Below are 24,791 nucleotides of genomic sequence, written 5' to 3' on the forward strand. Positions count from 1 at the left end.
CTCTCCTGCGGCAACTGCTGCGCCGCTTCGATGGGAGAGAGGCTATCGACCTATAAATAGGCGGTCAATTGACTTGAATTGTGTGTTATGGCGCCGATAATCGATGTGAATTGCATATAATATGCATATTATTGGGAATGCGATGAGCGGAAAGAAGGCCAGTCTGATCATCCGCACCACCGAGGCCCTGCGCGAGCGGATCTACGCGGTGCCTGAGGGAGAACGGATCGGATCTCTGCATGAACTGGCGCGCTCGCTGGAGGTGGGGATCGTCACGCTGCAGCAGGTCGCGCGGGTGCTGGAGCACGAAGGGCTGCTCGAAGTGCGACGCGGTCCCGGCGGCGGCTACTACGGCGCGCGGCCTGATGCCGCAGCGCTGGAGCGGGGCCTGCACGCCTACATGCGCATGAACCCGGCGTCCTACGAGGAGGCGCTCGACATGACCTCGCTGCTGTTCAACGAACTGGCGACGGCGGCAGCGCGTTGTACCGACGCGGGGCTGCGCGGCAAGCTGGCGGCACTGGCGGAGCGACTTCCTGCCTGCGCCACCATGATGGATTGCGGACGCTTCGAGATGGAATTCCAGGAGCTGCTGTTCCGCATGGTCCGCCGCCCGCTGTTCGAGATGCTGACCCGGGTGACGCTCCATTACTCCACCGCGCATACCGCTCCGGACCTCAAGGTCTTCGATGACGACGGTGCGGCATGGCGGGAGGGGCGAGCGAGGATCATCACCGCGATCCTCGCTAACGATGCGGACCTGACGCGGTTCGAGGCCGATCGGCAGAACCGCGCGGTGGTCCTCGCCTACCTGGAGGAGCGGGACTGAATCAAAAGCGGTAGCTGATCCAGCCTGCTAGGAAATCGGAACTCTTGTAGCCGGCATCGGTCAGCGCAGGTCCGGCATCGAGGTGCTCGTATCGGCCGGTGAATGACAGGCGCGGGGTTATCGTCCACACCATCTGCAGGCGCGCGAGTTCGGCAATCTTGCGGGCGGTGCCGTTTTGGGTTCCCGCAAAGGGCTGGCCATTCGCGCGATAGACCGCGTCGTTGACGTTGTCGCGATAGGCGAATTCGTACTCGGCCGTGATGCGCGCGTCCTTAAACGGTGAGAAGCTGAAGTTGGGGGTGACAGCGCGCAGGTTCGAAGGCGTCAGGTAGAGCTGGTAGCTGAAGTAGATGTTGTTCCCGAAGGGCGCATAGGCATTGCGCAGCTTGCCGTCTCCATAGCCGCCACCGCCACTGGCGTAGTCGAAATGGACGCCGATGCGCGGTGCGGTCTTGCTCTTGCCCAGCTTGTAGGTCTGGGCGATGAAGGCCTGCCAGGCAGAGATGTCCTGGTCCATGTAATAGCCCCACTGGCGGTTCACCGACCAGTCGAGGTTGATCGCTCCCACGTCGCCGCGCAACCAGCCGCCCAGATAATAGCGCGTCGCCGGGCCTACGCGACCGCCCCATGCGCCCACATCGTTGTGCCGTCGCCACAGGAATGCATCGAAGGCCATGTTCGCCTTGTTGCCGAGGATCGTCTTGGGCAGCATCACACCCACCGAGGCGCCGGAGAAGCGGCGTGCCGGGTCATTGACGTCGTCGCCGGTGCCAAGGTCGCCATAGGCGGTGGGGCGGAAGTCGAAGGCGTCGATGCGCAGCTTGGATCCGCGTGCGTAGAAGCGCCAGCCGTTCATCGTGTAGCGGATGGTGTTGTTGTCGCGCTGCGAGGTCAGCAGGTTGGGGCCGTCGACGAATTCCTGTCGGCCGTAGCGCACGCCGACATCGACGTCGCCGATGTCGGTCCGGGCCTCGACGAAGGACTGCTGGATGACCACATCGTTGCGCAGGGTCGCTGCGGGAACACCGAGGTTCCGGCCGGAAATGCCGCCGTGGGCGACCTCGCCATAGAACCGCAAGTGCTCGCCGATGTGAAGATCGGCGCCGCCGACGATGCGGTTGATGTCCTGCCGCTGGGCCTCGGCCTCGCGCAGGTTCGGGTTGGTGGTCTGGTTGACGCGCAGGCGAAGCTCGCCGGAGAGGGTCAGGTAGACATCGCCGTCACTGTCGAGCGGGATGTACTTGAGCCGGTCGAGCGGATCGTCGCGCTTTGCCGGATCGGCCATGGAGGTCCAGTCCTCGGCCCAGCGCGAGAGCGAGTAGCCGCCGGTCACTGCGCCGTCGCCGTTGAAGGCCTGCGGGTAAGCGGCATCTTCGGCGTGGGCGGCCGCCGGGGCCAGCGAGGTGGCCGTCGCCAGGGCGAGCGGCAGGGTGGCGGCGCGAAGCCGCGAAGTAACGGTAATCATGGGGTGCGACCCTTGTGGCTCTGTAGTCGGTTTTTGGTTTTATTCGGCCGCAGCGAGCATTGGCTCGGGCAGTGCGTGGCCGGACAGCGCCGCGTCGAGCTGCGCGTGATCGAGCTTGCCCTCCCAGCGCGAGACGACGACGGTGGCGACCGCATTGCCGACGAAGTTGGTCAGGCTGCGACACTCGGACATGAAGCGGTCCACACCCAGGATCAGCGCCATGCCCGCGACCGGCACGTCCGGCACGATCGAGAGCGTGGCGGCCAGCGTGATGAAGCCCGCGCCGGTGACGCCCGCCGCGCCCTTGGAGGACAGCATCGCCACGCCGAGCAGCAGCAGCTGCTGGCCCAGCGTCAGGTCCACGTTGCAGGCCTGCGCGATGAACAGGGCAGCCAGCGTCATGTAGATGTTGGTGCCGTCGAGGTTGAAAGAGTAACCGGTGGGGACGACGAGACCGACGACGGCCTTGGGGCAGCCGGCGCGCTCCATCTTCTCGATCAGCGCGGGCAGGGCGCTTTCCGAGGAGGAGGTGCCCAGCACCAGCAGCAGCTCGGCCTTGAGGTATGCGATCAGCTTGAAGATCGAGAAGCCGCACAGCTTGGCGACCGCGCCGAGCACGACGACCACGAACAGGATCGAAGTGAGGTAGAACGTCGCCACCAGCTGCGCGAGGTTTGCAAGGCTGCCCACACCGTACTTGCCGATAGTGAAGGCCATCGCGCCGAACGCGCCAATCGGGGCCAGCTTCATCACGATCGAGACGAGCTTGAAGACGACGATGGAAATGTCCTCGAGCAGCGAGAGGACCTTGTCGCCGCGCTCACCGATGGCGGCGAGCGAACAGCCGAACAGGATCGCGACGACCAGCACCTGCAGGATGTTTTCCTGCGCCAGCGCGGAAACCAGAGTGTCGGGGATCATCGCGTTGAGGAAGCCGAGCAGCGATGTCTCATGCGCCTTTTCGGCGTATTGGGCGACCTTGCCCGCATCGAGCGTGGCGGGATCGATGTTGAAGCCCGCACCGGGCCGCACGACGTTCGCGACGGTCATGCCGACGATCAGCGCCAGCGTCGAGAAGAACAGGAAGTAGGCGAAGGCCTTCGCCGCCACGCGCCCGACCGAGCCGAGATCGCGCATTCCGGCGATGCCGGTGACGATGGTGAGGAAGATGACCGGGGCGATCACCATCTTCACCAGCTTGATGAACATGTCGCCGACCGGCTTCAGCGATTCGCCGACCGCCGGATAGAAATGGCCAAGCAGCACGCCTGCGGTGATCGCGGCAAGAACCTGGACATAGAGGTGGGCGTACCAGCGCTTCGCAGCGACGGGCTGAATGTGCGACGGATCATAATGCATAGGTAAAAGCCTTCGTCATCCTCGGGACGCCGACGACACCCTTGGGGTGACGCTCGTGCCTAGGGTGAAACTGCAGCCCGTTTCATTGCGCGCAAAGAAGAATTGCACTTTTGTAAAAATCAATAAATATCAATATTATGCAGAAATATTTTTAATACCTCTGTCTAATAATTTGCCCTGACGAATGCCGTTGAGTGCAGAAACTTGCACATCATTCCGACTTGGCTTAGGCGGATTCGCGTGGTTCGATCGCGGTATCTCTGGTGGTTCACGGCGACGCTGGCATGCGCTGCGGCGGTGGCGTTCCTGACGGGGCTGGTGGTGCGGGAAGGCGCCACCGCGCGCTTCGCCGCGCAGGCCGCCATCGATGCCCGGTTGCGGCAGGCGCTGCTGGCCAGCGAGATCGCCCGCTTCCGGTTGCTGCCGCTGGCGCTGGCGGACGATCAGGACCTTGTCGCGCTCGTGGCGGGCCGACCGGGCTCGGAAGCGGTGATGAATGCCAAGCTGGAGCGGCTTTCGCGCGATCTCGGCTCACCCATCATCTACATCGTGCGCAAGGATGGCCTGACTCTGGCTGCAAGCAACTGGCGCGATCCGCGCAGTTTTCTCGGCAAGGACTACAGTTTCCGGCCCTATTTCCGGGCGGCTTTGCGCAGCGGGATCGGCGAGCAGTTCGCGCTCGGCACCGTCAGCCACCGGCCGGGTCTGTTCTTCGCGCGGCGCGCGGCGGGTGACAGCGTCGTGGTTATGAAGATGGAATTCGACCGCGTCGAGGAGCAATGGCGGGAAGCCAATGGCGTTACCTTCGTCACCGATCGTAATGGCGTCATCCTCGTCACCAGTCGCCGCGAGTGGCGCTATTCCGCCACTCGGCCGCTGCCGCCAGAGCAGGGCAGACGCGAGCGTGAACTGATCGGTGTCGGCGACCTCAAGCCCGTGCCCTTGCGTGAGCGCAAGGACGGCCGTTTCGTCCTGCAGGGTGAGACCGGCGACCATCTCCTGACGACGACCACGGCCGACAGCCTTGGCTGGCGCGTCAATCTGGCGCTTCCCTTGCAGGGAGCGGTCGACGCCGTGGTGCGGGCTGCGCAGTTCGGCGCTGCGCTATTGACGCTGGCGCTCTGCGCGCTGGCGGCCTTCGTGCGTGAGCGTGGCCGCCGTCGTCGCGAACATACCGCGCAACTCGAAGCCGCCGTCGCCGAACGCACCATCGACTTGCGCCGCGAGATCGAAGACCGCGCTGCCGCCGAGGAGCACGCGGCGCAATTGCGCGAGGGTTTGCGGCAGGCCAACCGCCTCGCCACGCTGGGTCAGGTCACCGCCAGCGTCGCGCACGAGACTGCGCAGCCGGTCGCCGCGATCCGCAATTATGCCGCGACCTCTCGGCAACTGCTCGACATGGGCGCCGAGGATGCCGTGCGCGACAACCTTTCTGCCATCGATCGTCTGGCCGAACGCATCGGCGCGGTGACTGCCGAATTGCGCGGCTTTGCCCGCAAGGGCAGCCGCGCGGGTGGTCCCATCCCGCTGGTCGAGGTTATCGAGGGCGCGTGCCTGCTCCTGAAGGAGCGGCTGTCGCACGTCACTTTCGTGGTGCCGGAAGTCTCGTCCGGTCTGCTGGTGTTCGGCGGGCATGTCAGGTTAGAGCAGGTGCTCGTCAACATCCTGCAGAACGCGCTTGAGGCTCTGGAAGGGCGGGCCGGTGCGCGCATCGAACTGGCTCTGGAAGCGGATGCGAAGACCGTCCGCATGACACTGCGCGACAATGGCCCGGGCATCGCTCCTGAAGTCGCCGACCGGCTGTTCACGCCCTTTGCCACCAGTCGGCCAACGGGACTGGGGCTTGGCCTCGTCATTTCCAAGGACATCGTCGAGGACTTCGGCGGCACCCTGCAACTTGAGGCTTCCGAAACGGGGGCCTGCTTCGCGATCGTATTGAGGCGCGCACCATGAATGATCAGGCACCCGGACAGGCACGGCGCGTCGCGCTCGTCGAGGATGATGCGGACCTGCGCATCTCCACCGCGCAAGTGCTGACGCTTGCGGGCTTCGTCGTGGAAAGCTTCGCCTCGGCTCCGCCCGCGCTGGATGCCATCGACGCGGAGTGGCCGGGGATCGTCGTCTCCGATGTGCGGATGCCGCACATGTCCGGCACCGAACTGTTTCGGGCGCTGCACGAACGCGATCCCGATCTGCCGGTGATTCTCGTTACCGGGCATGGCGACGTGGCGATGGCAGTGGATGCGCTCAAGGCCGGGGCGTGGGACTTCCTGACCAAGCCTTTCGACCCGCAGGCACTGGTCGCGGCGGCCGATCGTGCCGCGACCGCGCGGGCGCTGGCGCTCGACAACCGGCGCTTGCGGGCCGCGGCGCGGGGCGATGCGGCTTCCGGGCTGATCGGCGAATCTCCCGCCATTCGCCGCCTGCGCGAAATGATCCCGACCCTGGCCAATGCCGACATCGACCTCTTCATCGAGGGTGAGACCGGGACCGGCAAGGAACTGCTCGCGCGGCTCATCCACCGCGCGGGCAAGCGGTCACGCCAGCGGTTCATGTCGGTTTCCTGTGGCGCCTTGCCGGAGGCGCTGGAGGACGAACTCTTCGCGCCGATGGGCGAGGCGAGCATCGCTTCGGTGGCGCGCGGCACGCTGTTTCTCGACGACATAGACCACGCCTCGCGGCGGCTGCAGGCGCGTTTGACCCCGCTGGTGGAGGAGCGCGTGCTGCGCAGCCCCGGCGCGCGCGAGCCGCTGCCGCTGGACTTGCGCGTGATCGCCACGGGCGGGATGGATGAGGGGGACTTGTCCGAGAAGATCACGCCCGGCCTGTTCTATCGCCTTGCGGCGCTACGCTTGCGGATGCCTCCCTTGCGTGAGCGGAAGGAAGACGTGCCCACGCTGTTCGCGCACCTTGCCGGAGCCGCCGCGACCCGGCTGCGACTGCCACTGCCGATGATGACCGGCGCCGTGCGGCACCATCTCTCCAGCCACGACTGGCCCGGCAACGTGCGTGAACTGGCGCATTTCGCAGAGCGTTTCGTACTCGGGCTGGAAGACGCTGTGCCTGAGGCTGCAAGCGAGCCTTCCGGCGATACTCTCCCGCAGCGTCTCGACGCCTTCGAGCGCGACACCATTGTTGCCGCTGTGCTGGGCACGAAGGGGGAGGTCGGCGCCGCGATCAAGCGCCTGGGTATCCCGCGAAAGACCTTCTACTACAAGGTGCACAAGCACGGCATCGACCTCGCGACACTGCGCAAGGGCGGGCGCTGAGCGTCGCTGACCGACCGGCAGGCCGGTCCAGCGGGCATCCCACCGCGCAATTGTTGCAAGGCGGCGAGGGCGCTGCGACCTTCTGAAATGCGTCGGCAAACCGATGGGGCCAAAGATCGGATAGCCGAAGCCTGGAATGGAGGAAGCCATGCTCCAAGGAGCGATCGAGCGGCTCGCCGACCCCGCGGCACCGCAGAAACTCTGCTTTTTCTTCAACGCGCAATTGCATCACGTCTTGCACGCGATGCCGCTGGCGATCGAACTCGCTCGCGATCCGCGCTTTGTCGTAGACGTCATGGCGATGACTGCGGAACATATCGCCATGGCCCGCGATATCGCGCGGCAGCACGGCGTTTCGACGATCCGCTTCGTGCAGGTCGAGGGCGCACTGCTATCCGCTTTCACCCGGCTGGTCGGTGCCGCTACTCCGCCCAAGCTCGTCGCGCTGGCGGCCGCACGCAGCCGTCTTGTAGCCTATGACGCCATAGTCGTGCCGGAGCGCACGTCGCTGCTGCTGCGGCATGTCGGTTTGCGGCGCACCTGCTTCATCCATACCTGCCACGGCGCGGGCGACCGGGCCGTGGGCTACGACCGGCGCATCCGCCAGTTCGACTTCGTCCTCCTGGCGGGTGAGAAGCAGCGCTCCAGGATGCTCGACAAGGGCCTGATCCGCGAGGGCCACTATGCGATCGTCGGCTACGGCAAGTTCGATCTCACCGCGAACCGTGCCCCGGCGCGGCTGTTTCCGCAGGATCGGCCGGTGGTGCTGTACAACCCGCATTTCTCGCGCAAGCTGTCCTCGTGGCCGCAGATGGGCCTCGACGTGGTTCGCCAGTTCGCCGAGGACGACCGCTTCAATCTCATCGTCGCGCCGCACATCCGCATGTACGACGGTTGCCGTCGCCGCGAACGCATGGAACGCCGGCTCGAGGAGTTTGCCCGCCTTCCGCATGTTCACGTTGATCTCGGCAGTGCGTCGAGCGTGGACATGAGTTATACGCGCATGGCCTCGGTCTATCTCGGCGACGTCAGCAGCCAGATCTACGAGTTCGTCGTGCACCCGCGTCCCTGCATTTTCCTCAATACGCATGGAGCCAACTGGCAGGGCAATCCAAGCTATCGGCACTGGCAATACGGCCCGGTACACGAGGACTGCGAGGACATTGCCGACAAGGTCGCCCATGCTATTGCCTCGCACGGCACTTACGCTCCTGCCCAGTTGCAGGGGCTTCAGGACACCTTCGATTGCGATGACCGCAGTGCGTCCCAGCGTGCAGGCCGGGCGGTCGCGGATTTCCTGACCTCGCGCGCCAGAGGGACCGCCACGGCGCGGTCGGCGTCATCGTCCGGTTTTGGCCGCAGGAGCGTGCTCGTTCATGAATGAGGCCGCAAGCATCTGGGTGGTCGCGCGTGTCCATGCGCCGGACGAGGGCGGTGTGCAGACTTACGTGAGCCAGGTCGCCCGCGCCTATGCGCGTAGCGGCCGGAAGGTAACCGTCTTCGCCAAGTCATCCATCGGGCCGCGTCGCCTCTCCGAAGACGGCATCACGCTGATCGACGTGGGTCCGGCGGCGCAACTGGTGGTCTATGTCCGGCTCGCGATGGCAATGCTGCGGGTATGGCTGGGCGGAGAGCGGCCGTCCGCCATCCACGCCTGCACATGGCGCGCGGCGATTCCGGCCCTGCTGTTCCCGCGTCCCTTGCTCGTGACCGTGCATGGGCGCGAAGTGGGGCGCCCGTCCAGGGGGGCGTTCCGGCTCATGAGCGCGGTGTTGTCCCGGACCACGCGAATACTCGCGGTGAGCGATGCTACGCGCCGTCTTTTGCTCGATCGTGCGCCCGATCTCGCCGCCCGCTGTGTTACGGTGTGGAACGGAGTCGTCCTGCCCGGCGAAGAGCGGTCCGAGCCCACCAATCTCAGGCCGCGCGTGATTACCGTATGCCGCATGGTGCCGCGCAAGAACGTGCCCGCTGCGGTACGCGCCGCCGCTGCCTGCCGGAGCGATGGCGTGGCGCTCGACTACGCGGTCATCGGCCGTGGTCCCGACGAAGCGGCCATCCGCGCGGCTCTAGAGCCTGCCGAAGGCGAAATGGGCGCAACGGTCATGACCGGCTACATCGACGATGCGGAACTGGCGGAGCGACACCGGACTGCCGACATCTTCCTCCACCCGCAGATCGCGCTGGAAGATGGCGCCGAGATGGAGGGCTTCGGCATCAGTGTCGCCGATGCGATGGCGCATGGCATCGCCTGCATTGTCGGTCGGGATGGCGGCCCGGGCGAACTGGTGCGCGACGGGCTGACCGGGCTGGTCGTAGATGGCCGCGATCCGGTAGCCATTCGTGCCGCCCTGGCTTTGCTTGCGCGCGATCCGGCCTATCGGCGTCGCCTTGCTGAAAACGGCCGCCGTTTCGCGCGTGAGAACTTCTGCTGGGACCGGCATTGTCGACTGGCCCTCGCAGGTCTGGTGGCCGACGCGGCGCAAGTCGATGAACATGGTCTGGAACAACTCGCGGCCTCGTTGAATTAGCATCGACGGGCGCGATTGCGGCTCGTTTCGGACTGTGCGGGCTTGAATGCCGGTCTGTGGAGCGGCTAAGGCGTGCCCGGGGCGCCCTTGGTCTGAAACAACGACAGGATTTCGGCTTTTTGCGCAAGAGATCGTCAGAGCGCCGCTTTTCGAGCATTTTCACTGGACTGCTGGTCTCGCCGCTGCTGGTCGCTACTCCGGCACTGGGCGATCCCGCGCCGTTCGAGCTGGCCGGTCCGGACTTGCGCATCGAAGTCACGCGCGAGGGACAGACGCTGCCGATCGCCCGCGTGCCGAGCCTCGCGCCCGGCGACAAGGTCGTTGTCCACGGCGCCTTGCCGAAGAACCAGAGCGCCCGGTTCGTTCTCATGTCCGCATTCCTGCGGGGTGCGACGAACCCTCCGCCCAAGGACTGGATCGATCTCGCACGCACGTGGAAGGAGAAGGAAAAAGACAGCGCCCTGACCCTCACCGTGCCGCGCGATGCCCGGCAGATGGTGCTGCTCATGGTGCCCGAGACCGGCGGCGCGGAAGGGGTGCTGATGGACGCGGTGCGCGGCAAGCCCGGTGAGTTCGTGCGCGCCAGCCAGGATCTCAACCAGGCCTCGCTCGATCATTCGCGCCTCAATACCTTCATGGCCGCGATCCGCGCACAGGATGACAATGGCTCGGAATACCTGCGCACCGTGGCGCCGGTGCTCGCCAGCAGCCTGTCGATCAAGCTGCAGGAGGACTGTCTCAACAAGGTGATCCAGTCGCAGGCATCGTGCCTCGTGGAGAACCGCGAATCGCTGGTCCTGAACGACGTGCACACCAGTTCGCTGGCGGAGACGATTACCGGCACGCCGACCGATCTGGCGCTGCAACTCAGCAACACGCGCGAGGCCGGGGCAGGGTATTACAGCGCCTACATCGCGGTGGCGCGGGACGTGGCGAAGATCTTCGGCGCATTCAACAATCCGACGTTCAACTACCTGCCGACCCTGACCCTGCGCGATGCGGATCGGATGTCGCTGCTGCTCAATGCGGCGCCCTCTTTCCAGAAGCCCAAGTCGGTGATGATCGCGGCCATGCCTGCGGTCGAGGCGGATATTCCCCCGCAATTGCGCAGCTCCGCGAAGGGGCCGATCTGCATGGCGCTCGGCGCCGTACTGCCGGTCGAAGGGGCACCGCTGGTGTTCTCGACCGACTTCGCCCACGACATGAAGGTGCGCCTCACCTCCGCATCCGGACAGACGCTGGACGTGCCGGTCAAGGCGCGCGCCGACAAGGGCGGTTACGTGCTCGCCGCCGATACGCTTCCCGCCGCCTTTGCAGGAGACGTTCGCGGCCATCTCCATGGCGTTTGGGGATTCGCGCCTTTCGATGGTCCGGACTTCCTGCTCCAGCGCCCGGGCGGCGAAGCGTGGAAAGCCACTGATGTCGATGGCCTGATCGTTGGGCGCGACAACGAGGTTGCGCTGGAAGGCGCCGCTCCTGGCTGTGTTGAGGAAGTGACGTTGCGGCAGAGCAACGGCGGCAGCCGGCCACTCGCGTTCAAGGCGCTGGAAGGGCGGCGCCTGAGCGTCACGGTGCCGCTGACGGACGCCACCGCAGGCGAGGTCCGGCTGGAGATCCGGCAGCGCGGTGCAGCTGCCGCGCAGACCGTCGCCTTGCGCGCGCGGGTGCAGGCGAGCCGCCTGGAAGCGCTCGAACTCCATGCCGGCGACACGCAGGGTTTCCTGACCGGGCAGCGGCTGGACCAGGTTCGCGCGGTCGTGGTGGGAGACGCCGAATTCCGTCCCGACGGCCTGACGCGCGAGGGTGGGACGGACCGCCTGCGCCTGCTCGTGCAGGGCGCGGGCAAGGTTCCCGTCGATGCCGCTAAAGCGCCCGATAAGGCGACCGTGCGGCTGGAGGACGGCCGCGACCTGACGCTTCCGGTGCGCATCGGCGGGCCGCGTCCTCAGGCAGCATTGTTGCAGCGCACGGTCTATCCCGCTCCCGCGGCGCAGGGCGCGAGGATGCTGGACATGGGCTCGGGCGATCTCCTGCCTGACAACGGCGAGATGGTGTTCTCGCTCAAGGCTTCGGGCGAAACGCGGTTCGGTGCCGGTTCAGCGATCGAAATCGCCCCTGCTTCGGGAGAGGCGGTTACCCGGCTCGCGATCGGCAAGGGGCTCAATCTGGAAAGTCCCGAGGTGCTTGTCGCCACTCTGGACGCCGATGACCTGCCTCCCGCCACATTCGGCCCTATCCGCCTGCGCCTCGTCAGCAAGGGGCCGGGTGGGCGCGAGGATCGCGGAGACTGGATGCCGCTCACGACGGTCGTGCGGCTGCCACGGATCGAGAGCGCCACGTGCGAAGGGCAGGACGGGCCTTGCACGATCACGGGACGCAATCTGTTCCTGATCGATGCGGTCGCGGTCGAAGATGGGTTCGTTAGGCCTTCCGCCGTACAGCCGGGCTACACCGGGCGGACCCTGCAGATTAGCGGTCGCCCGACCGATGGAATGTTGCGCATACGGCTGCGCGATGCCCCGACGGGGGTGGTGAAGCTGCCGCTCGACAAATAGCGCTCAGCGACCCAGCGCGACCAGCCTGTCAGGGCCGAGCATGGCGCAATTCGGGCATCCGAGCTGCGCCATGGCCGCTTCCAGTTCCGTGCGCAGCAAGTGGATCGCATGCGCCACCCCCGGCATTCCCGCCACGGCCAGCGCATGCATCTGCGGGCGACCGATGAGCACGGCGCAGGCGCCCAGTGCGAGCGCCTTGATCACGTCGGTGCCCATCCGAACACCGCCGTCGAGGAGCAGCGGGACGCGGCCGCGCGTGGCTTCGGCGACGCTCTGTATCAGGTCGACGGGGCTCGGCAGGCCGTCGAGAACGCGGCCGCCGTGGTTGGAGATGATGAGCGCGTCGGTGCCTTCATCCACCGCGCGCGCGGCATCTTTGCCCAGCAGGAGGCCCTTTACGATGATCGGGAGGCTCGTCGTCTTGCGCAGCCACACGAGGTCGTCCCACCCCGGAGCAGCGTCTGCGAGCGGAGTGCCGAGCAGGATCCGGCCGCCGGGCACGGAAGTCTGCGTTGGGCGCGGCATTCCGGCCAGATTGACCGCACCGACGCCTTGCGGCAGCGTGATCCCGGCGGGTTTGAGCGCCGCATCGACAGTCAGCACGATGGCCTCGTAGCCCGCCGTTTCCGCGCGGCGGACAAGTTGCAGGCTGTGCTCGCGCTCGGGCTGGAGGTAGAGCTGGAACCACAGCGGTGCGGGCGTCTTGCCGAGTTCGCGGGCGAGGGCATGGGCGGCGGCGGCGGCGATGTCCTCCAGCGAGACGCTCGACAGCGTGCTGACGATCATGCCGGTATCGAGCGCGGCGGCCGCGCGCACGCAGGCGAGTTCGCCCTCGGGGTGGGCGAGGCGCTGGTAGGCCAGCGGCGCCAGCAGGATCGGTGCGGCATGGCGGCGGCCGAGCAGGTCGATTTCGGTACTGCCGTCGAGGCTGGCCATGGCGCGGGGGAGCAGGCCGATGCGGTCGAAGGCGGCGCGGTTTTCGGCCAGCGTGATCTCTCGGCCCGCGCCTTCCTGGATATGCCGCCAGACCTCGGGCGTCAGGTGGGCTTCGGCGTGGCGCTCGTAGTCGGCGAGGGTGCGCAATTCCGGCGGAATGGCGGAAAGCGGTGGTTTCGGGCTCATGTCGCCGACCACTGGCGCAGCAGGTTGTGGTAGACTTGGGTGAGGGTATCGACCGAGGGATGCTCGGGATGATCCGTCGCGACCAACTGGATCGCGCCGTCCAGTTCGAACATCAGCCGCCTTTTTTCGGGCGAGGCGACGAAGCTCTGGGTCCAGAAGAACGAGACGAAGCGCACGCCGCGCGTCACCGGCATGACGCGGTGGAGGCTGGATCCGGGGTACACGATCAGGCTTCCGGCGGGCAGTTTGGCGGTGTGGGTGCCGAACATGTCCTCGATCACGAGTTCGCCGCCGTCGTATTCCTCGGGGTCGGAGAGGAACAGGGTGCTTGAAACGTCGGAGCGGAGGTGCTCGCCGGTTCCGGGGATCGGGAAGATCGCGTTGTCGACGTGGTTGCCGTAGTGGCCGCGCCCGTCGTAGCGGCTGAAGCGGGGCTGGAGGACGCGGGCGGGAAGGGCTGCGGCGATGAACAGCGGGGTCTGCGAGAGGCGGCCAAGGACGCGGTCGGCGAGCTGCTTTGCAAGGGGATGGTCAAGCGGTAACTGCTCGTTTTCCTTGACTTTTACGGCGCGGTGGCCGGCGGTGGCGCGGCCGTCCGCCCAGTCGGCGGCTTCTAGCGCGGAGCGGATTTCGCGCACTTCGGCAGCGTCGAACAGTTCGGGAATTTCGATGACCATGGCGTCTCTATTCGCGCAGTCCGGCGGTGCTGACAATGATCCGCATCAACAATAGTCCGGTGCCGGATCAGGCCGGAACTTCGTCCTCGGCCTCGATCATGGCGGCAAGGGCGGGGCTGATCCACTCGGTCAGACCGGTGCCGTCACGGTACACAACGCGCACACAAAGGCACTCACGGGCACCCAAAGCGCTCACAGCGGCAGGGGAGAGCACGCTAAACGCGGTCGCCCAGGCATCTGCGAGCATCGCGCTGGAGTGGATCACGCTGACCGCCATGGCATGCTCGACCGGCATCCCGCTGCGCGGATCGATACTGTGGAATCCCCGGATGTAATCGCCCGAGGTCGCCACCGCCAGTTGATGCAGCGCGACCCGCAGCGGGGCGATGTCCTGCGTCGGCGTTTCGAGGTCCACCCACCACGGATCGCCATTGGGACGCAGGCCCCGCCCGACCAGTTCGCCGCCGATCTCGACGAGCGCGTGGTGGCAGTCCATCCCGGCGAGCAGCGCGGTCAGGGCATCGACGGCGTAGCCCTTGGCGATGCCCGACAAGTCGAGCCTCAAACCGCCGGGCTGGCGCAGTCGCCGCGTGTCCGGTTCGTAGGCGAGGCGCATGAAGCCGGAGACCGCGCGCGCCTGTTCGATCTCGTCGGTCGTGGGCGGGCGAGCGACCTTGACCGGCCCATGGCCCCATACATCGACGAGCGCACCGATCGCGGGATCGAAGGCCCCGCCCGATCGCTCGGCGACGGCGAGGGCGGCTTCGATCACCGTCGCGAAATCGGCGGGCAGGGTGAACCATTCACCCGCATCCGCGCGGTTGAAGCGGCCGAGCACCGAGTCCGCGCGCCAATGGCTCATCTGCGCGAGGATGTCTTCGAGCCGCGCCTCGATCGCCCGGCTCGCCGCCTCCCGGTCGAAGCCGGGGGGCGGGGCGAGCCGGATGCTCCATGTCGTCCCCATTGTCTCGCCGCCCATCGCGATCACCGCCGCGGCCTGCCGCCATGTGGCGAGCGAGGCTGCGTCGATCTCCAAGGGAACGGCGAGGCGCATGGGCTTGCCAGTCGTCAGGGAGCGACGACTTCCAGCGTGGTGGTGAAGGACATGCGGCGGGCGCTGGCCTTCTTGTCGGCGGGCTTGGCGTCTTCGGCGCTGGCGCTCAGCCAGTACCAGCCCGCGACCGGCCACTTGACCTTGACGACGCCGTCGGGGCCGGTGGTCAGTTCCTGCGCATCCTCGGCCGCGCGGTACTTCTTGCCGCCGGGGACGACCGTGATCTTGACGCCCGCAGCGGGTTTGCCGTCGATCAGGAAGCGGAAGCTGCCTTCCTCGTCCGAGACGAGTTCGTCGGGATGGGTGACCGGATCGAACTCCAGACCCTTGCCGGTCAGGGCGACCTTGGTGGGCTCACCGGCAGTGACGTAGATGAAGTTGCGCGAGGTCACTTCGGTCAGCTTGATGTCGGTGGCGTTGGCCGGAATGTCGGCCACGGTCGGCACCATGCGCATCGGCGGACGGGCAGGGCCACCGGCCGGACCGCCAGCCGAGGGAGCACCCGCCGGAGCGCCCGCGCCCGGAGCGCCGGGAGCGCCTTGGGGACGACCACGACCGCCCACGCGCCATTCCTCGGCACCGACCTTGAAGGTGCCCATGACGGACTCGCGCTCCATGCCGATCTTCCACGTGCCCGCCTTGTTCAGCGCGACGTCGAAGGTGCCGCGATGACGGCCCTTCGCGGGGTTCTCGACCTTGCCGTCAGTACCGTCGGGCGCCCAGACCGAGACTTGCGCCGGGTCCATGGCGACGTGGTCGGGGTAGAACAGGTCGTTCGACACGGCGGCGTCGACGGTGACATATTCATTGGTGCTGGCGAGCGTGCTGGTCGAGGGCAGCAGCCACATGCGGTGAGCAAGAGCTGGCGCCGCCAGCATGGAAGATGCCGCAGCGGCGATCAGGATGGAGCGAAAGCGCATTCGTATTCCCCTGTTAAATAAAGCGAAAATAGTCGGATCAGCGGACGGTGACGGTGCCCAGCTCGGTCTTGCCCGAGACGGAACCACCCTTGCCGCCGACGGTGAACGGCACGGACACCAGCTCGCGCCCGCCGGTCTCGCGCGCGGCCTCGACCTTCAGGACGTAGTCGCCCTTGGGCAGGTTCGCGGGAATGGCGACGGTGTAGCTGCCGGGCGCGCGGGTCGCGCCGCTGATGCCGTCGGCGGGCAGCTTGAGCGAGCGGCCGCCCTTGCGCCACCAAGTGCGCAGGTCCGCCAGCCACTTGGTGCCCGGCTCAGCGCCGCGCTTCTTGCCGTCGAACCACACGAAAAGGGTGCGGGCATCGCCGCCCGCCGCAGGTTCGACCCAGCCCGCCACGTAGGGGCGGTGGTATTCGGCCACCTTGATCTGCGGGACGGTGACGGTAACCGACGCTGCGAGCGCGGGCGAGGCGGCAAGAGCGGTTGCAGTGCCGGCAGCCAGCAGAGGCAGCGCGGGCAGGATCTTGGATCGGGTCATCACGGGCTTTCTCGTCAGTGGATGAAAAGGAGGGCCAGCAGCAGCGGGATCAGCAGGCTCAGGCCCACCATCGGCCAGGTCATCGGCCGGTGCTTCGCGTGAAGCTGGAGCAGGAACAGGCCGGTGATCGTGAACACGAGACAGGCCACGGCGAACAGGTCGATGAACAGGGACCACGCGGCGCCGCTGTTGCGGCCCTTGTGCAGGTCGTTGAGGTAGGAGATCCAGCCCCGGTCGGTGACTTCGGCCTGAATCTCGCCGCTCGCACGGTCGATGCTGACCCAGGCGTCGCGGCCGGGGCCGGGCATGGCGACGTAGACTTCGTCCTCGGCGGTCCAGTCCGCCGCGCGGCCCGAAGGATCGAGCGGAACCGCCGCCGCGACCGCCTTCGCCACTTCGGCGGGGAGCGGATCGGTGCGGTCGCCGGGGGCGGGCAGCTTTGCCAGCAATGCCTCGGGCAGCTTGCCCTGGCTCTGCGTCACCGAAGGCTCCGCGCCGATCGATGCCGCGTGGTTGAGGGTGATTCCGGTCGCCGCGAACAGCAACATGCCGACCAGCGAGATCGCCGCGCTCACCCAGTGCCAAGTGTGCAGCTGTTTCAGCCAGAAGGCGCGGGCCTTCTTGTTCTTCTTCTTTTTCGGCGCCAGCTTGCGCGTGTCGGAAGACGGGGCGCGCTGCGGAGCGGCTGACGCGGCGTCACGCAAGTCGTCGGCGTGGCGGTCTGGGGCGTCGGCAACTTGCAAGGTGTCGCATCCTTTGTGTTCTGATTCGATCGCGGGAAGGGCGCACTTCGAAAGAACGTGCCGCCACACGTTGCGATGTCGGGTGCCCTCTGGACGACGAGCTGCTTAGTGTATATGCAAATCACTCGCAATAGTGGTTGGCAGGAGATTACAATTGGCGACAGTTGCCGCGCTCGCGCCGGACGAACTCGTGTTCGCCCCGGTTTCGGCCGTTGCGCCCGAGCCGTTTCCTGCGGTTTCGGCGATTGGCGACTCGGCGATCGAAGCTGATGCCGGTCGCTCGATCTATCGCCCCGCGAGGGCGAATCCGGTGGCCCTGTTCGCCTCGGCCGGGATGATCCTGGCCATGGCGGCCTGCCTGGCGACGCTCAACATCGTGGCGGCGCACAAGGAGCGGGCGCATCTCACCACCGTCGACGTGCAGGAACTCGACGTGACGCCGCCGCCGCCTCCCGAGCCGACGAAGCTGGAAACGCCGCAGGCCGCGATCACCCAGACGGTCGTCCCCAAGCCGATGATCGAGCTGCCGAGCCCCGGCCCGCAGCAGGTCATGGTGGATGCGCCGCCGCCGCCCGCTCCGCCGTCGATGACCAGCGAAGGCGCCAAGGTCAGTGCCCCGCCGGCCGTGGCACCGCCGCCTGCAGCCACGACGCTGGAAGGCGGCGACCTGTCGAGCAAGGTTCTGTCCGCCAAGCCGCCGGCCTATCCCATCGACGCGCGACGCGCGCGTGAGCAGGGAACGGTGAAGCTGCTCCTGCTGGTCGGGAGCGACGGGACGGTCAAGGATATCCAGGTGGTGTCGAGCAGCGGCAGCTCGCGGCTTGACGGTGCGGCCTTGCGCGCGGTCAGGCACTGGCGGTGGTCGCCGCTGATGAGCAACGGCGTGGCCACGGCGGTGCGCGGTTACGTCACCATCCCGTTCGTGCTCACCAACGTTTGAGAGTGTTCCTGGACCGCTGCCGTGAAACTCGTGGCAGCGAGCCTCCAGACGGACGTTGATCGCTCAGTCGCGCCCCTGCAGCACGGCGTGCAGGGCCGTCATCGCCTGCTCCAGCTGGGACGCGCTATAGGGCTTGTCGAGGCGCACGGTCGGGCGGTGCGCGAGGTCGGCCTCGAACCCGCCGCTGGCGATCGCAACGGGGACATCGCGCGCGGCCAGTTCGGCGATGATCGGGTCCGCCTTCTCACCCGCGAGGTTGAGATCGATCACGGCGACGTCGTACTCGCCCGAACAGGCCGTCTCGAGCGCGGTGGAGAGGGTCGCGAATGGCCCCACGACCTCGCAGCCGAGGTCGGTCAGCATCTCTTCCAGCAGCATGGAGACGAGGAATTCGTCCTCGGCCACCAGTACCCGCATTCCATCGAACCGAGGCGTCTCGTCAGGCATGGTGCCACCCTGGAAATTGCGTTCGCGACAACGCCTTGCGCGGCAAAGCTATTGGCAGTCGTTTGGCCTGTGAGCAAGCGGGCATTCAGCCCTCGATGATCTCGCGGATGCGCCCGGCCAGCGTATCCATGGCGAAGGGCTTGGTAATCATCGCCATGCCGGGTTCGAGGAAGCCGGACGCGACCGCCGCGTTCTCCGCATAACCGGTCATGAACAGCACTTTCAGCCCCGGCCGGCAGGCGCGTCCCGCATCGGCGATCTGCCTGCCGTTGAGCCCGGGCAGGCCGATGTCGGTGACCAGCAGGTCGATGCGCTCGTCCGACTGGAGGACGGCCAGCCCCGAAGGACCGTCCGCAGCCTCGATCGCCCGGTAGCCGAGGTCGTCGAGCACTTCGAGGATCAGCCCGCGAACGACCGGCTCATCCTCCACCACCAGCACGACCTCGCCGTGCTGCGCGGTGGGCAGCAGCAACGGCTCTCCCGGGATTTCGGCGACCGTGTCGGCGCCGAGATGGCGGGGGAGGTAGAGCTTTATCGTGGTGCCGATGCCTTCCTCGGAATAGATCCGCGCATAGCCTTCCGACTGGCGCGCGAAGCCGTAGATCATCGAGAGGCCGAGGCCGGTGCCCTGGCCGATCGGCTTGGTCGTGAAGAAGGGCTCGAAGGCCCGCGCGGCGGTGTCCCGGCTCATGCCGACGCCGGTGTCGCTGATCGCGATGCAGACGTATTCGCCCGGCTTCGCGTCCCTTTCGCGCGCGGCGGAGCGGTCGTCGAGGTGGGCGTTGCAGGTCTCGATGGTCAGCTTGCCGCCCTGCGGCATCGCGTCGCGCGCGTTGATGACGAGGTTGAGGATCGCGCTTTCCAGCTGGTTGGGATCACACCGCGTCAGCCACAGCCCGCCCGCCAGCACGAAGCCCAGCTCGATGTGCTCGCCGAGCGTCCGGCGCAGCATGTCCTCCATCGAGGCGATCAGCGGGTTGGTCCTGACGGGGCGCGGGTCGAGCGGCTGGCGACGGGAGAAGGCGAGCAGGCGGTGCGTCAGCGCCGCGGCCCGCTCGGCTGACGTGCGTGCCCCTCCCAGCCAGCGCTCGAGGTCCTGCGTGCGGCCCTGCGCCAGCCGGGCGTGCATCATGTCGAGGCTGCCGGTGATGCCCTGCAGCAGGTTGTTGAAGTCGTGCGCGATGCCGCCGGTCAACTGGCCGACGGCTTCCATCTTCTGACTCTGGCGCAAGGCGTCCTCGACCGCGCGCTGCTCGGTGATGTCGCGCCCGATCGCGTGGATACGGCGGTCGTCGGGCACCGCGGTCCAGGCGATCAGGCGGAAGTCGCCGTCCCTGGTGCGATAGCGGTTCTCGAACGCGATCGTGCGCTGTCCGGTGGCAAGCTTGGCGACTTCGGCGGCAGTGGCCTCGATGTCGTCGGGGTGCACGAAAGCCGCGATGCGCTGGCCGAGCATGTCGCTCTCATGCCACCCCAGCAGGCGCTCGGCCGAAGGGTTGACCGCGGTGATCGCGCCCTCGAAGTCGCACACCAGCATCAGGTCGCGGCTGATCGTCCAGAGACGGTCGCGGTCCTGCGCATAGGCGGCCTCAGCCTGCTTCTGCGCCTCGATCTCGGTGTTGGTGCCGATCCAGGCGGAGATGACCCCGTGCGCGTCCTTGAGCGGCATGGCCCGGGCGAGGTGCCAGCGATATAGCCCCTCGCAGTCGCGCAGGCGCAGTTCGGTGTCGTATACCTCGCCGGTCGTCACGGCCTGCGCCCAGCGTTCCACGGCGCTGGCGCGGTCTTCGGGATGGACGAGGCGGGTCCAGCCGTCACCATGGAGGCTGCCCGGCATCTCGCCGGAATACGTGTAGGTCCGCTCGTTGAACCAGTCCATCGCGCCATCGGCCCGGGCGGTCCAGACTTGCGTGGGCATGTTCTGGGCAAGCGCGCTGAACTGCGCCTCGCTCTTTTCCAGAGCCAGTTGGGTCCGCTTGCGGTCGGTCACGTCGCGCACCGCACCGATCATCCGCACCGGCTTGCCGGCGGCATTGAACTCGAACTCCGACTTGCGAGCGATCACCCGCTGCTCGCCGGTATCGGGGCGGCGGATGCGATATTCGACATCAAGCTCCGCGTTTGCGGAATTGCGCCGGGCATGGTTCGACGACAGGTAGCGGTCTTCGGGAATGATGATCTGCTCGAACAGTTCCGGGCTCATCTCGCCGCCCTGGGGCATTCCGAAGAGGCGGCAGAACTCGTCGGTCCCCGTGATCGTGTTGCCGACGATATCGACCGAGAACAGCCCCACGCCGCCCGCGACCTGGGCGCGGCTCAATTGCTCGGCACTCAGGCGCAGGGCTTCCTGTGCATCGTGCTCGAACGTGCGGTCGCGCATGAGCTTGACGAAGCCCGTTGCGCTTCCCGTGCCGTCGCGCAGGGGAGTCATTTCGCTGAGGCCCCAGAAACGCTCGCCGGTCTTGCGCAAGTGCCAGCGGGCGTCATGGGCGCGGCCGCTTTCGAGGGCTTCCCGGCGTTTGGCGGCGGGGCGACCGACCGCACGGTCCTCGGGCGTGAAGAACAGATCGATGGGATGGCCGAGCATTTCCGCCTCGGTCCAGCCGAGCATGGCGGCGGCACCGGCGTTCCACAAGGTGATCCGTCCGTCGAGATCCGTGGCGACGATGCCGTAGTCGACGGCGCCGTCGAGGATCTGGCGATTGTAGGCCTCGCGCTCACGCAATTGACCTTCGGCCCCGACACGCTGGATATGCGCCCAGGACCGCTCGGTCACCTCGCGGATGATGCCCAGTTCGTAAGGCGTCCAGTGATGGGGCTTGCGATCATGGATGGCCATCAGCGCGATCAGGTGGCCTTCCTTGACCAGCGGCATGCAGATAGTTGCCGCGATGCCGATGTCCTGGAAGGTCTTCGCCTCTTCCGGCGGAATCTCCGTGGCGTTGTCGTTGATGATCAGCGGGCGCCCGGCATGCAGCTCGCTGACGGCGAGCGCTCCGAAGGCGCCGAGGCTGTAGTGCCCGACTATCGATTGAGCATCCTCGGAATGCCAGTTGCCCCTGATGGTGAACCCGTCCTCGTCGGCGTCCATGTCGGCATAGGCGCAGTTGGAGAGGTTCAGGTGCTGCGCCGTCATGCGGGTCGTGATGGCGAGGATCTCGTCGGCCCCGCGGCAATCCGTTATCGCCTGGGCCAGATCATCGAGAAACTGCAGCTTGGTCTCGCTCTCCTGCAGCGCTGCTCTCGCGTGGTGCGCCTCGGTGATCTCGAAGACGACCGCGATCACGCCCGCAGGCCTGCCGTCGTCACCGGGGACCGGCGAATAGTCGAGGTTCAGCCAGATCTGCTCGGGCCGCCCATGTCGGTGCAGCGTCAGCATGTAGTCGCGATAGCTGAGCGTTCCGCCCGCGAGGCCCACTTCCATGACGTTGGCGTTGAACTCGGCGACTTCCTCCCACCCGTCGAGCACCTTTGAACCCAGCAGGCGGCTGTCGCGCCCGCCGGCGAACTCGGCATAGGCATCGTTGTAGAGCATCACGCCTTCAGGCCCCCAGAGCAGCACCAGCGGCACGCGGGACGGCAGCATCATCGCTACGGTGTGGCGCAGGCTGACCGGCCATGTCTCGATCGGGCCGATGGGGGTGGAGGCCCAGTCGTAAGTGGCGATACGACACGCAAGATCGCCTTCGAGTCCCATGAACCCGTCGCCGTTCACTGCGCTGCGTATCATTCCCCTAACCGATCCCTTCGCGTCGGGCCGACCATCCCCGCCCATGCCCCCGTCTGTGCACACGACAACACATCGCGGGGCGAACGGTTCCCCGTCAATGTGAGGTGAGCGGTTATCCTGCGGCGGCGAAAGGGTAAGGCAGAATTTCGGCCCTTGTTCCCGTGGCGGGGATGCGAGGGGCCAGCGAGGCGCGATTGCGCCCCTTGCTCTTCGCATCGTAGAGGCCCCGGTCCGCCCGCAGCATGGCGGGAGACAGGTCATCCGTTCCCGCAGCGACGGGCGCGCAACCGATGCTGAGAGTGCCGCAGTTTTCCGCGCCCTGCCGGATCGCGAAGCCGGCGCAGAGATCTTCGGCGAGGCCAAGGCTGCGGGCCTCGTCCATTCCAGGCAGGAGCACCACGAACTCGTCGCCGCCGAGGCGCGCGCTGATCGCGGACCCGGGCAGGCGCACCGCGAGGAATGCGGCCAGGTCGACGAGCAGGCGGTCGCCGTCCTGATGGCCGAAGCAGTCGTTGATGGTCTTGAAGTTGTCGATGTCGATGAGCAGCAGCGAGCCGCCCTGTTGCTGGATGTCGCGCGTGCGCGCCTCGAACCCGCGCCGGTTGAGCAGGCCGGTGAGAGGATCGCTTTCCGCAAGGCGCGTGACGCGCTCCTCGCGGCGGCGGCGCAGCGCCCCCGCGATCGACATGGCGAGGGCGACTTCGACGAGGATGCCTTCGAACAGCGAGATCGGGATCAGCACGCCGGAGTAGGAGGACAAGTCCACGAACGCGCCCGGCACGAAGGCGCCGCCCGCCTTGACGGCGTAGAAAGAGCCGTGGACCACGAACGTCGCGACGAGGGTGCGTGTCTCCGAACCGGTGGTGCGGCGCGCTTCTAGCAGAACGCCTGCGGCTCTCAGGCAGAACACCGCCACGAACCCGGCGTTGATCAGCGACATGACCTGGTCGCGGTCGCCAAGCCCCGGGATGGCCATCAGCGCCGAGCAGGCCAGCGGTGCGGCGAACCATGAGCGGTTCAGCTTGCGCCGGGCGAACGAGGCGGCTCCGTGAAGGAACATGAAATGCGCCAGCGGGACCATGGAGTTGGACAGCCACACGCCCAGCAGGAAGTCTCCGCTCTGTCGCAGCGGGGCGAGCGTGCAGCCTACGACGATGCACAGGAAGCCGAGTGCGAAGCTCAGGAGGAATCGCTCGCGCAGCGATCTCCATTCTATGAGAAGAAACGTCGCCGCCACGAACGCGATCGCGTTCGAAAGCAGCAGCATCGTTTGCGCGTCAACCGACATGAAGAACCCGGAACCCCCTTGCCCGGGGGGCTTAGACCAATCTCCTAAACAAATGGTGCACGGCCCGTAAACCATCGGTGCCGACGGGCCTGCGATGGACGCCATGCTGGCAGCGCCGGACAGTGGATCGAAATTGCCCGGCGCCGTGTTCAAGTAGCATCGCGCCAGGGAGAGGGCGTTCTGTCATGTCTTGCTCCCGTGCGCCGCGCTGAAAAAAACATGTGAAGGAGAGCACCGATGAATCGACGTGATCCCAATGCCGGCACCGGACAGACCGGCGGCTACCGGACGGATGACGAGGCGTGGGAAGCCCCGCGTCAGGCGAACCAGTGGCAAAGTGACGCCGGAGGTCAGGCCGGTGGCGGCTGGGGCTCCGATAGCGACCAGCGCGCCACTTATCGAACGGAGGAAAGCCGCGGGCGTCGACCGGCGCGCGATTTCGATAATCCTTACGGCGCCACCAATCGGACAAACGCCCGAGATGAGCGGTGGTCCGAGCGCGGCTATCGCGGCAGTCATGGTGCGCGCGGAGACGACAGCGAACGCGGCTACCGTTTCTCGGGCCGCCGCGATGCCGAATACCCCGCCCGCGATTTCGATGCGAGCGCGGGCAACGACTTCTCGAGCTTTACCAGCGAGGATTACGGTGGCCGTGATTTCTACCGCAATCGCAGTGGTTTGACCGGCGGCCTGCATTCGAGCGAGAGCTACCGGCCGAGCTATGGTCCGGGCAGCTGGTCGCGCGGCAACGAATACGGCGACTGGCGCGAATATGGCGAGCGTCGTGGCTTCCTCGAACGCGCGGGAGACGAGATCGCCAGCTGGTTCGGCAGCGAGGATGCGCAGCGCCGCCGTGAACAGGACCATCGCGGGCGCGGGCCTTCCGATTACACACGGTCCGACGAGCGCATCCGCGAGGACGTCAACGATACCCTGACGCACGACTGGCGCGTCGATGCGAGCAGCGTCCGGGTGAACGTGAAGGACGGCGAGGTCACGCTTGAGGGCAGCGTCGACAGCCCGCAGGCGAAGCGCCGGGCCGAAGACCTCAGCGACGGCGTGTCGGGCGTCCGGCACGTTCAGAATAACCTGCGCGTAAGGACGGAAACCGACATTACCGCAGGCACCAGCACGCCGGGATATTCGCACACGGCGACTACGGGAGCGACGACCTCCGGAACAACGACGACCGGCGGATCATCCTGACCTGCAGGCTTGCCTCATCGATATGATGGACTGGAAAAGGGAGCCGGTGCGCTCCCTTTTCTGTTTGCGCGTGCTTCCGCTTGAAGGAGCTTGCGGATCGCCATAGATTTGCAACCAT

At 66.6% G+C, this 24,791-nt stretch carries 19 protein-coding genes; 8 read left to right on the forward strand and 11 right to left on the reverse strand.

What is annotated here, in order from left to right; genetic code table 11:
• The first annotated feature begins 142 nt into the window (after window positions 1-142).
• Complete coding sequence (locus ACODRZ_RS00140; RefSeq protein ID WP_488968997.1) at window positions 143-829, forward strand: transcriptional regulator; 687 nt, start codon at window positions 143-145, stop codon at window positions 827-829.
• A 1-nt stretch (window position 830) separates the two neighbouring features.
• Here the strand turns inward: ACODRZ_RS00140 and ACODRZ_RS00145 are convergent, their stop codons facing one another.
• Window positions 831-2,294 carry an alginate export family protein gene (locus ACODRZ_RS00145; RefSeq protein WP_488968998.1) on the reverse strand — a complete coding sequence of 488 codons (1,464 nt, stop codon included), beginning with the start codon at window positions 2,292-2,294 and terminating at the stop codon, window positions 831-833.
• 39 nt (window positions 2,295-2,333) lie between these two features.
• Complete coding sequence (locus ACODRZ_RS00150) at window positions 2,334-3,653, reverse strand: dicarboxylate/amino acid:cation symporter (RefSeq protein WP_488968999.1); 1,320 nt, start codon at window positions 3,651-3,653, stop codon at window positions 2,334-2,336.
• A gap of 240 nt (window positions 3,654-3,893) precedes the next feature.
• Here ACODRZ_RS00150 and ACODRZ_RS00155 point away from each other — a divergent pair, with 240 nt between their 5' ends.
• The 5 genes from ACODRZ_RS00155 (at window position 3,894) to ACODRZ_RS00175 (ending at window position 12,008) form a co-directional block, all read left to right on the forward strand.
• Window positions 3,894-5,606: a sensor histidine kinase gene (locus ACODRZ_RS00155; protein ID WP_488969000.1), complete on the forward strand. Its 1,713-nt coding sequence runs from the start codon at window positions 3,894-3,896 to the stop codon at window positions 5,604-5,606.
• Window positions 5,603-6,922: a sigma-54-dependent transcriptional regulator gene (locus ACODRZ_RS00160; protein ID WP_488969001.1), complete on the forward strand. Its 1,320-nt coding sequence runs from the start codon at window positions 5,603-5,605 to the stop codon at window positions 6,920-6,922. The genes ACODRZ_RS00155 and ACODRZ_RS00160 overlap by 4 nt, the downstream gene beginning before the upstream one ends.
• A gap of 148 nt (window positions 6,923-7,070) precedes the next feature.
• Window positions 7,071-8,306: a glycosyl transferase gene (locus tag ACODRZ_RS00165; protein ID WP_488969002.1), complete on the forward strand. Its 1,236-nt coding sequence runs from the start codon at window positions 7,071-7,073 to the stop codon at window positions 8,304-8,306.
• Entirely contained in the window at window positions 8,299-9,453 is a 1,155-nt protein-coding gene (locus tag ACODRZ_RS00170; protein ID WP_488969003.1) for a glycosyltransferase family 4 protein, read from the forward strand. Before ACODRZ_RS00165 ends, ACODRZ_RS00170 begins: the two co-directional genes overlap by 8 nt.
• A gap of 119 nt (window positions 9,454-9,572) precedes the next feature.
• Window positions 9,573-12,008 (forward strand): hypothetical protein, encoded by a 2,436-nt coding sequence (locus tag ACODRZ_RS00175; RefSeq protein ID WP_488969004.1) that lies wholly within the window; start codon window positions 9,573-9,575, stop codon window positions 12,006-12,008.
• Window positions 12,009-12,011: 3 nt separating this feature from the next.
• Here the strand turns inward: ACODRZ_RS00175 and ACODRZ_RS00180 are convergent, their stop codons facing one another.
• The 6 genes from ACODRZ_RS00180 to ACODRZ_RS00205 form a co-directional block, all read right to left on the reverse strand.
• Complete coding sequence (locus ACODRZ_RS00180) at window positions 12,012-13,130, reverse strand: alpha-hydroxy acid oxidase (RefSeq protein WP_488969005.1); 1,119 nt, start codon at window positions 13,128-13,130, stop codon at window positions 12,012-12,014.
• Entirely contained in the window at window positions 13,127-13,807 is a 681-nt protein-coding gene (locus ACODRZ_RS00185; RefSeq protein ID WP_488969006.1) for a Fe2+-dependent dioxygenase, read from the reverse strand. Before ACODRZ_RS00185 ends, ACODRZ_RS00180 begins: the two co-directional genes overlap by 4 nt.
• A gap of 67 nt (window positions 13,808-13,874) precedes the next feature.
• Window positions 13,875-14,861, reverse strand: coding sequence for an FAD:protein FMN transferase (locus ACODRZ_RS00190; RefSeq protein ID WP_488969007.1), 987 nt, complete (start codon window positions 14,859-14,861; stop codon window positions 13,875-13,877).
• Between the two features lie 14 nt (window positions 14,862-14,875).
• A complete protein-coding gene (locus ACODRZ_RS00195; RefSeq protein ID WP_488969008.1) occupies window positions 14,876-15,781 on the reverse strand; it encodes a DUF4198 domain-containing protein in 906 nt (301 codons plus the stop codon).
• Between the two features lie 37 nt (window positions 15,782-15,818).
• Window positions 15,819-16,319 carry a DUF2271 domain-containing protein gene (locus tag ACODRZ_RS00200; protein WP_488969009.1) on the reverse strand — a complete coding sequence of 167 codons (501 nt, stop codon included), beginning with the start codon at window positions 16,317-16,319 and terminating at the stop codon, window positions 15,819-15,821.
• A 14-nt stretch (window positions 16,320-16,333) separates the two neighbouring features.
• A complete protein-coding gene (locus tag ACODRZ_RS00205; protein WP_488969146.1) occupies window positions 16,334-16,966 on the reverse strand; it encodes a PepSY-associated TM helix domain-containing protein in 633 nt (210 codons plus the stop codon).
• Between the two features lie 250 nt (window positions 16,967-17,216).
• On the opposite strand from ACODRZ_RS00205, the gene ACODRZ_RS00210 reads away from it, so the two are divergent.
• Complete coding sequence (locus tag ACODRZ_RS00210) at window positions 17,217-18,002, forward strand: energy transducer TonB (protein ID WP_488969010.1); 786 nt, start codon at window positions 17,217-17,219, stop codon at window positions 18,000-18,002.
• A 63-nt stretch (window positions 18,003-18,065) separates the two neighbouring features.
• Here the strand turns inward: ACODRZ_RS00210 and ACODRZ_RS00215 are convergent, their stop codons facing one another.
• From ACODRZ_RS00215 to ACODRZ_RS00225, 3 genes are all read right to left on the reverse strand, one after another.
• Window positions 18,066-18,449, reverse strand: coding sequence for a response regulator (locus tag ACODRZ_RS00215; protein WP_488969011.1), 384 nt, complete (start codon window positions 18,447-18,449; stop codon window positions 18,066-18,068).
• 85 nt (window positions 18,450-18,534) lie between these two features.
• Window positions 18,535-22,179: a PAS domain S-box protein gene (locus ACODRZ_RS00220; RefSeq protein ID WP_488969012.1), complete on the reverse strand. Its 3,645-nt coding sequence runs from the start codon at window positions 22,177-22,179 to the stop codon at window positions 18,535-18,537.
• A gap of 112 nt (window positions 22,180-22,291) precedes the next feature.
• Window positions 22,292-23,446, reverse strand: a complete 1,155-nt coding sequence (locus ACODRZ_RS00225) for a GGDEF domain-containing protein (RefSeq protein ID WP_488969013.1) — start codon at window positions 23,444-23,446, stop codon at window positions 22,292-22,294.
• Window positions 23,447-23,704: 258 nt separating this feature from the next.
• Here ACODRZ_RS00225 and ACODRZ_RS00230 point away from each other — a divergent pair, with 258 nt between their 5' ends.
• Window positions 23,705-24,673, forward strand: a complete 969-nt coding sequence (locus ACODRZ_RS00230) for a BON domain-containing protein (protein ID WP_488969014.1) — start codon at window positions 23,705-23,707, stop codon at window positions 24,671-24,673.
• The last annotated feature ends 118 nt before the right edge of the window (window positions 24,674-24,791 follow it).

The sequence above is a fragment of the Novosphingobium sp. FG90 genome (assembly GCF_057808725.1).

Coding starts and splice junctions, on each gene's coding strand:
- ACODRZ_RS00140 (WP_488968997.1), top strand. CDS start 143: ATGAGCGGAAAGAAGGCCAGTCTGATCATCCGCACCACCGAGGCCCTG.
- ACODRZ_RS00145 (WP_488968998.1), bottom strand. CDS start 2,294: ATGATTACCGTTACTTCGCGGCTTCGCGCCGCCACCCTGCCGCTCGCC.
- ACODRZ_RS00150 (WP_488968999.1), bottom strand. CDS start 3,653: ATGCATTATGATCCGTCGCACATTCAGCCCGTCGCTGCGAAGCGCTGG.
- ACODRZ_RS00160 (WP_488969001.1), top strand. CDS start 5,603: ATGAATGATCAGGCACCCGGACAGGCACGGCGCGTCGCGCTCGTCGAG.
- ACODRZ_RS00165 (WP_488969002.1), top strand. CDS start 7,071: ATGCTCCAAGGAGCGATCGAGCGGCTCGCCGACCCCGCGGCACCGCAG.
- ACODRZ_RS00170 (WP_488969003.1), top strand. CDS start 8,299: ATGAATGAGGCCGCAAGCATCTGGGTGGTCGCGCGTGTCCATGCGCCG.
- ACODRZ_RS00180 (WP_488969005.1), bottom strand. CDS start 13,130: ATGAGCCCGAAACCACCGCTTTCCGCCATTCCGCCGGAATTGCGCACC.
- ACODRZ_RS00185 (WP_488969006.1), bottom strand. CDS start 13,807: ATGGTCATCGAAATTCCCGAACTGTTCGACGCTGCCGAAGTGCGCGAA.
- ACODRZ_RS00190 (WP_488969007.1), bottom strand. CDS start 14,861: ATGCGCCTCGCCGTTCCCTTGGAGATCGACGCAGCCTCGCTCGCCACA.
- ACODRZ_RS00195 (WP_488969008.1), bottom strand. CDS start 15,781: ATGCGCTTTCGCTCCATCCTGATCGCCGCTGCGGCATCTTCCATGCTG.
- ACODRZ_RS00200 (WP_488969009.1), bottom strand. CDS start 16,319: ATGACCCGATCCAAGATCCTGCCCGCGCTGCCTCTGCTGGCTGCCGGC.
- ACODRZ_RS00215 (WP_488969011.1), bottom strand. CDS start 18,449: ATGCCTGACGAGACGCCTCGGTTCGATGGAATGCGGGTACTGGTGGCC.
- ACODRZ_RS00220 (WP_488969012.1), bottom strand. CDS start 22,179: ATGATACGCAGCGCAGTGAACGGCGACGGGTTCATGGGACTCGAAGGC.
- ACODRZ_RS00225 (WP_488969013.1), bottom strand. CDS start 23,446: ATGCTGCTGCTTTCGAACGCGATCGCGTTCGTGGCGGCGACGTTTCTT.
- ACODRZ_RS00230 (WP_488969014.1), top strand. CDS start 23,705: ATGAATCGACGTGATCCCAATGCCGGCACCGGACAGACCGGCGGCTAC.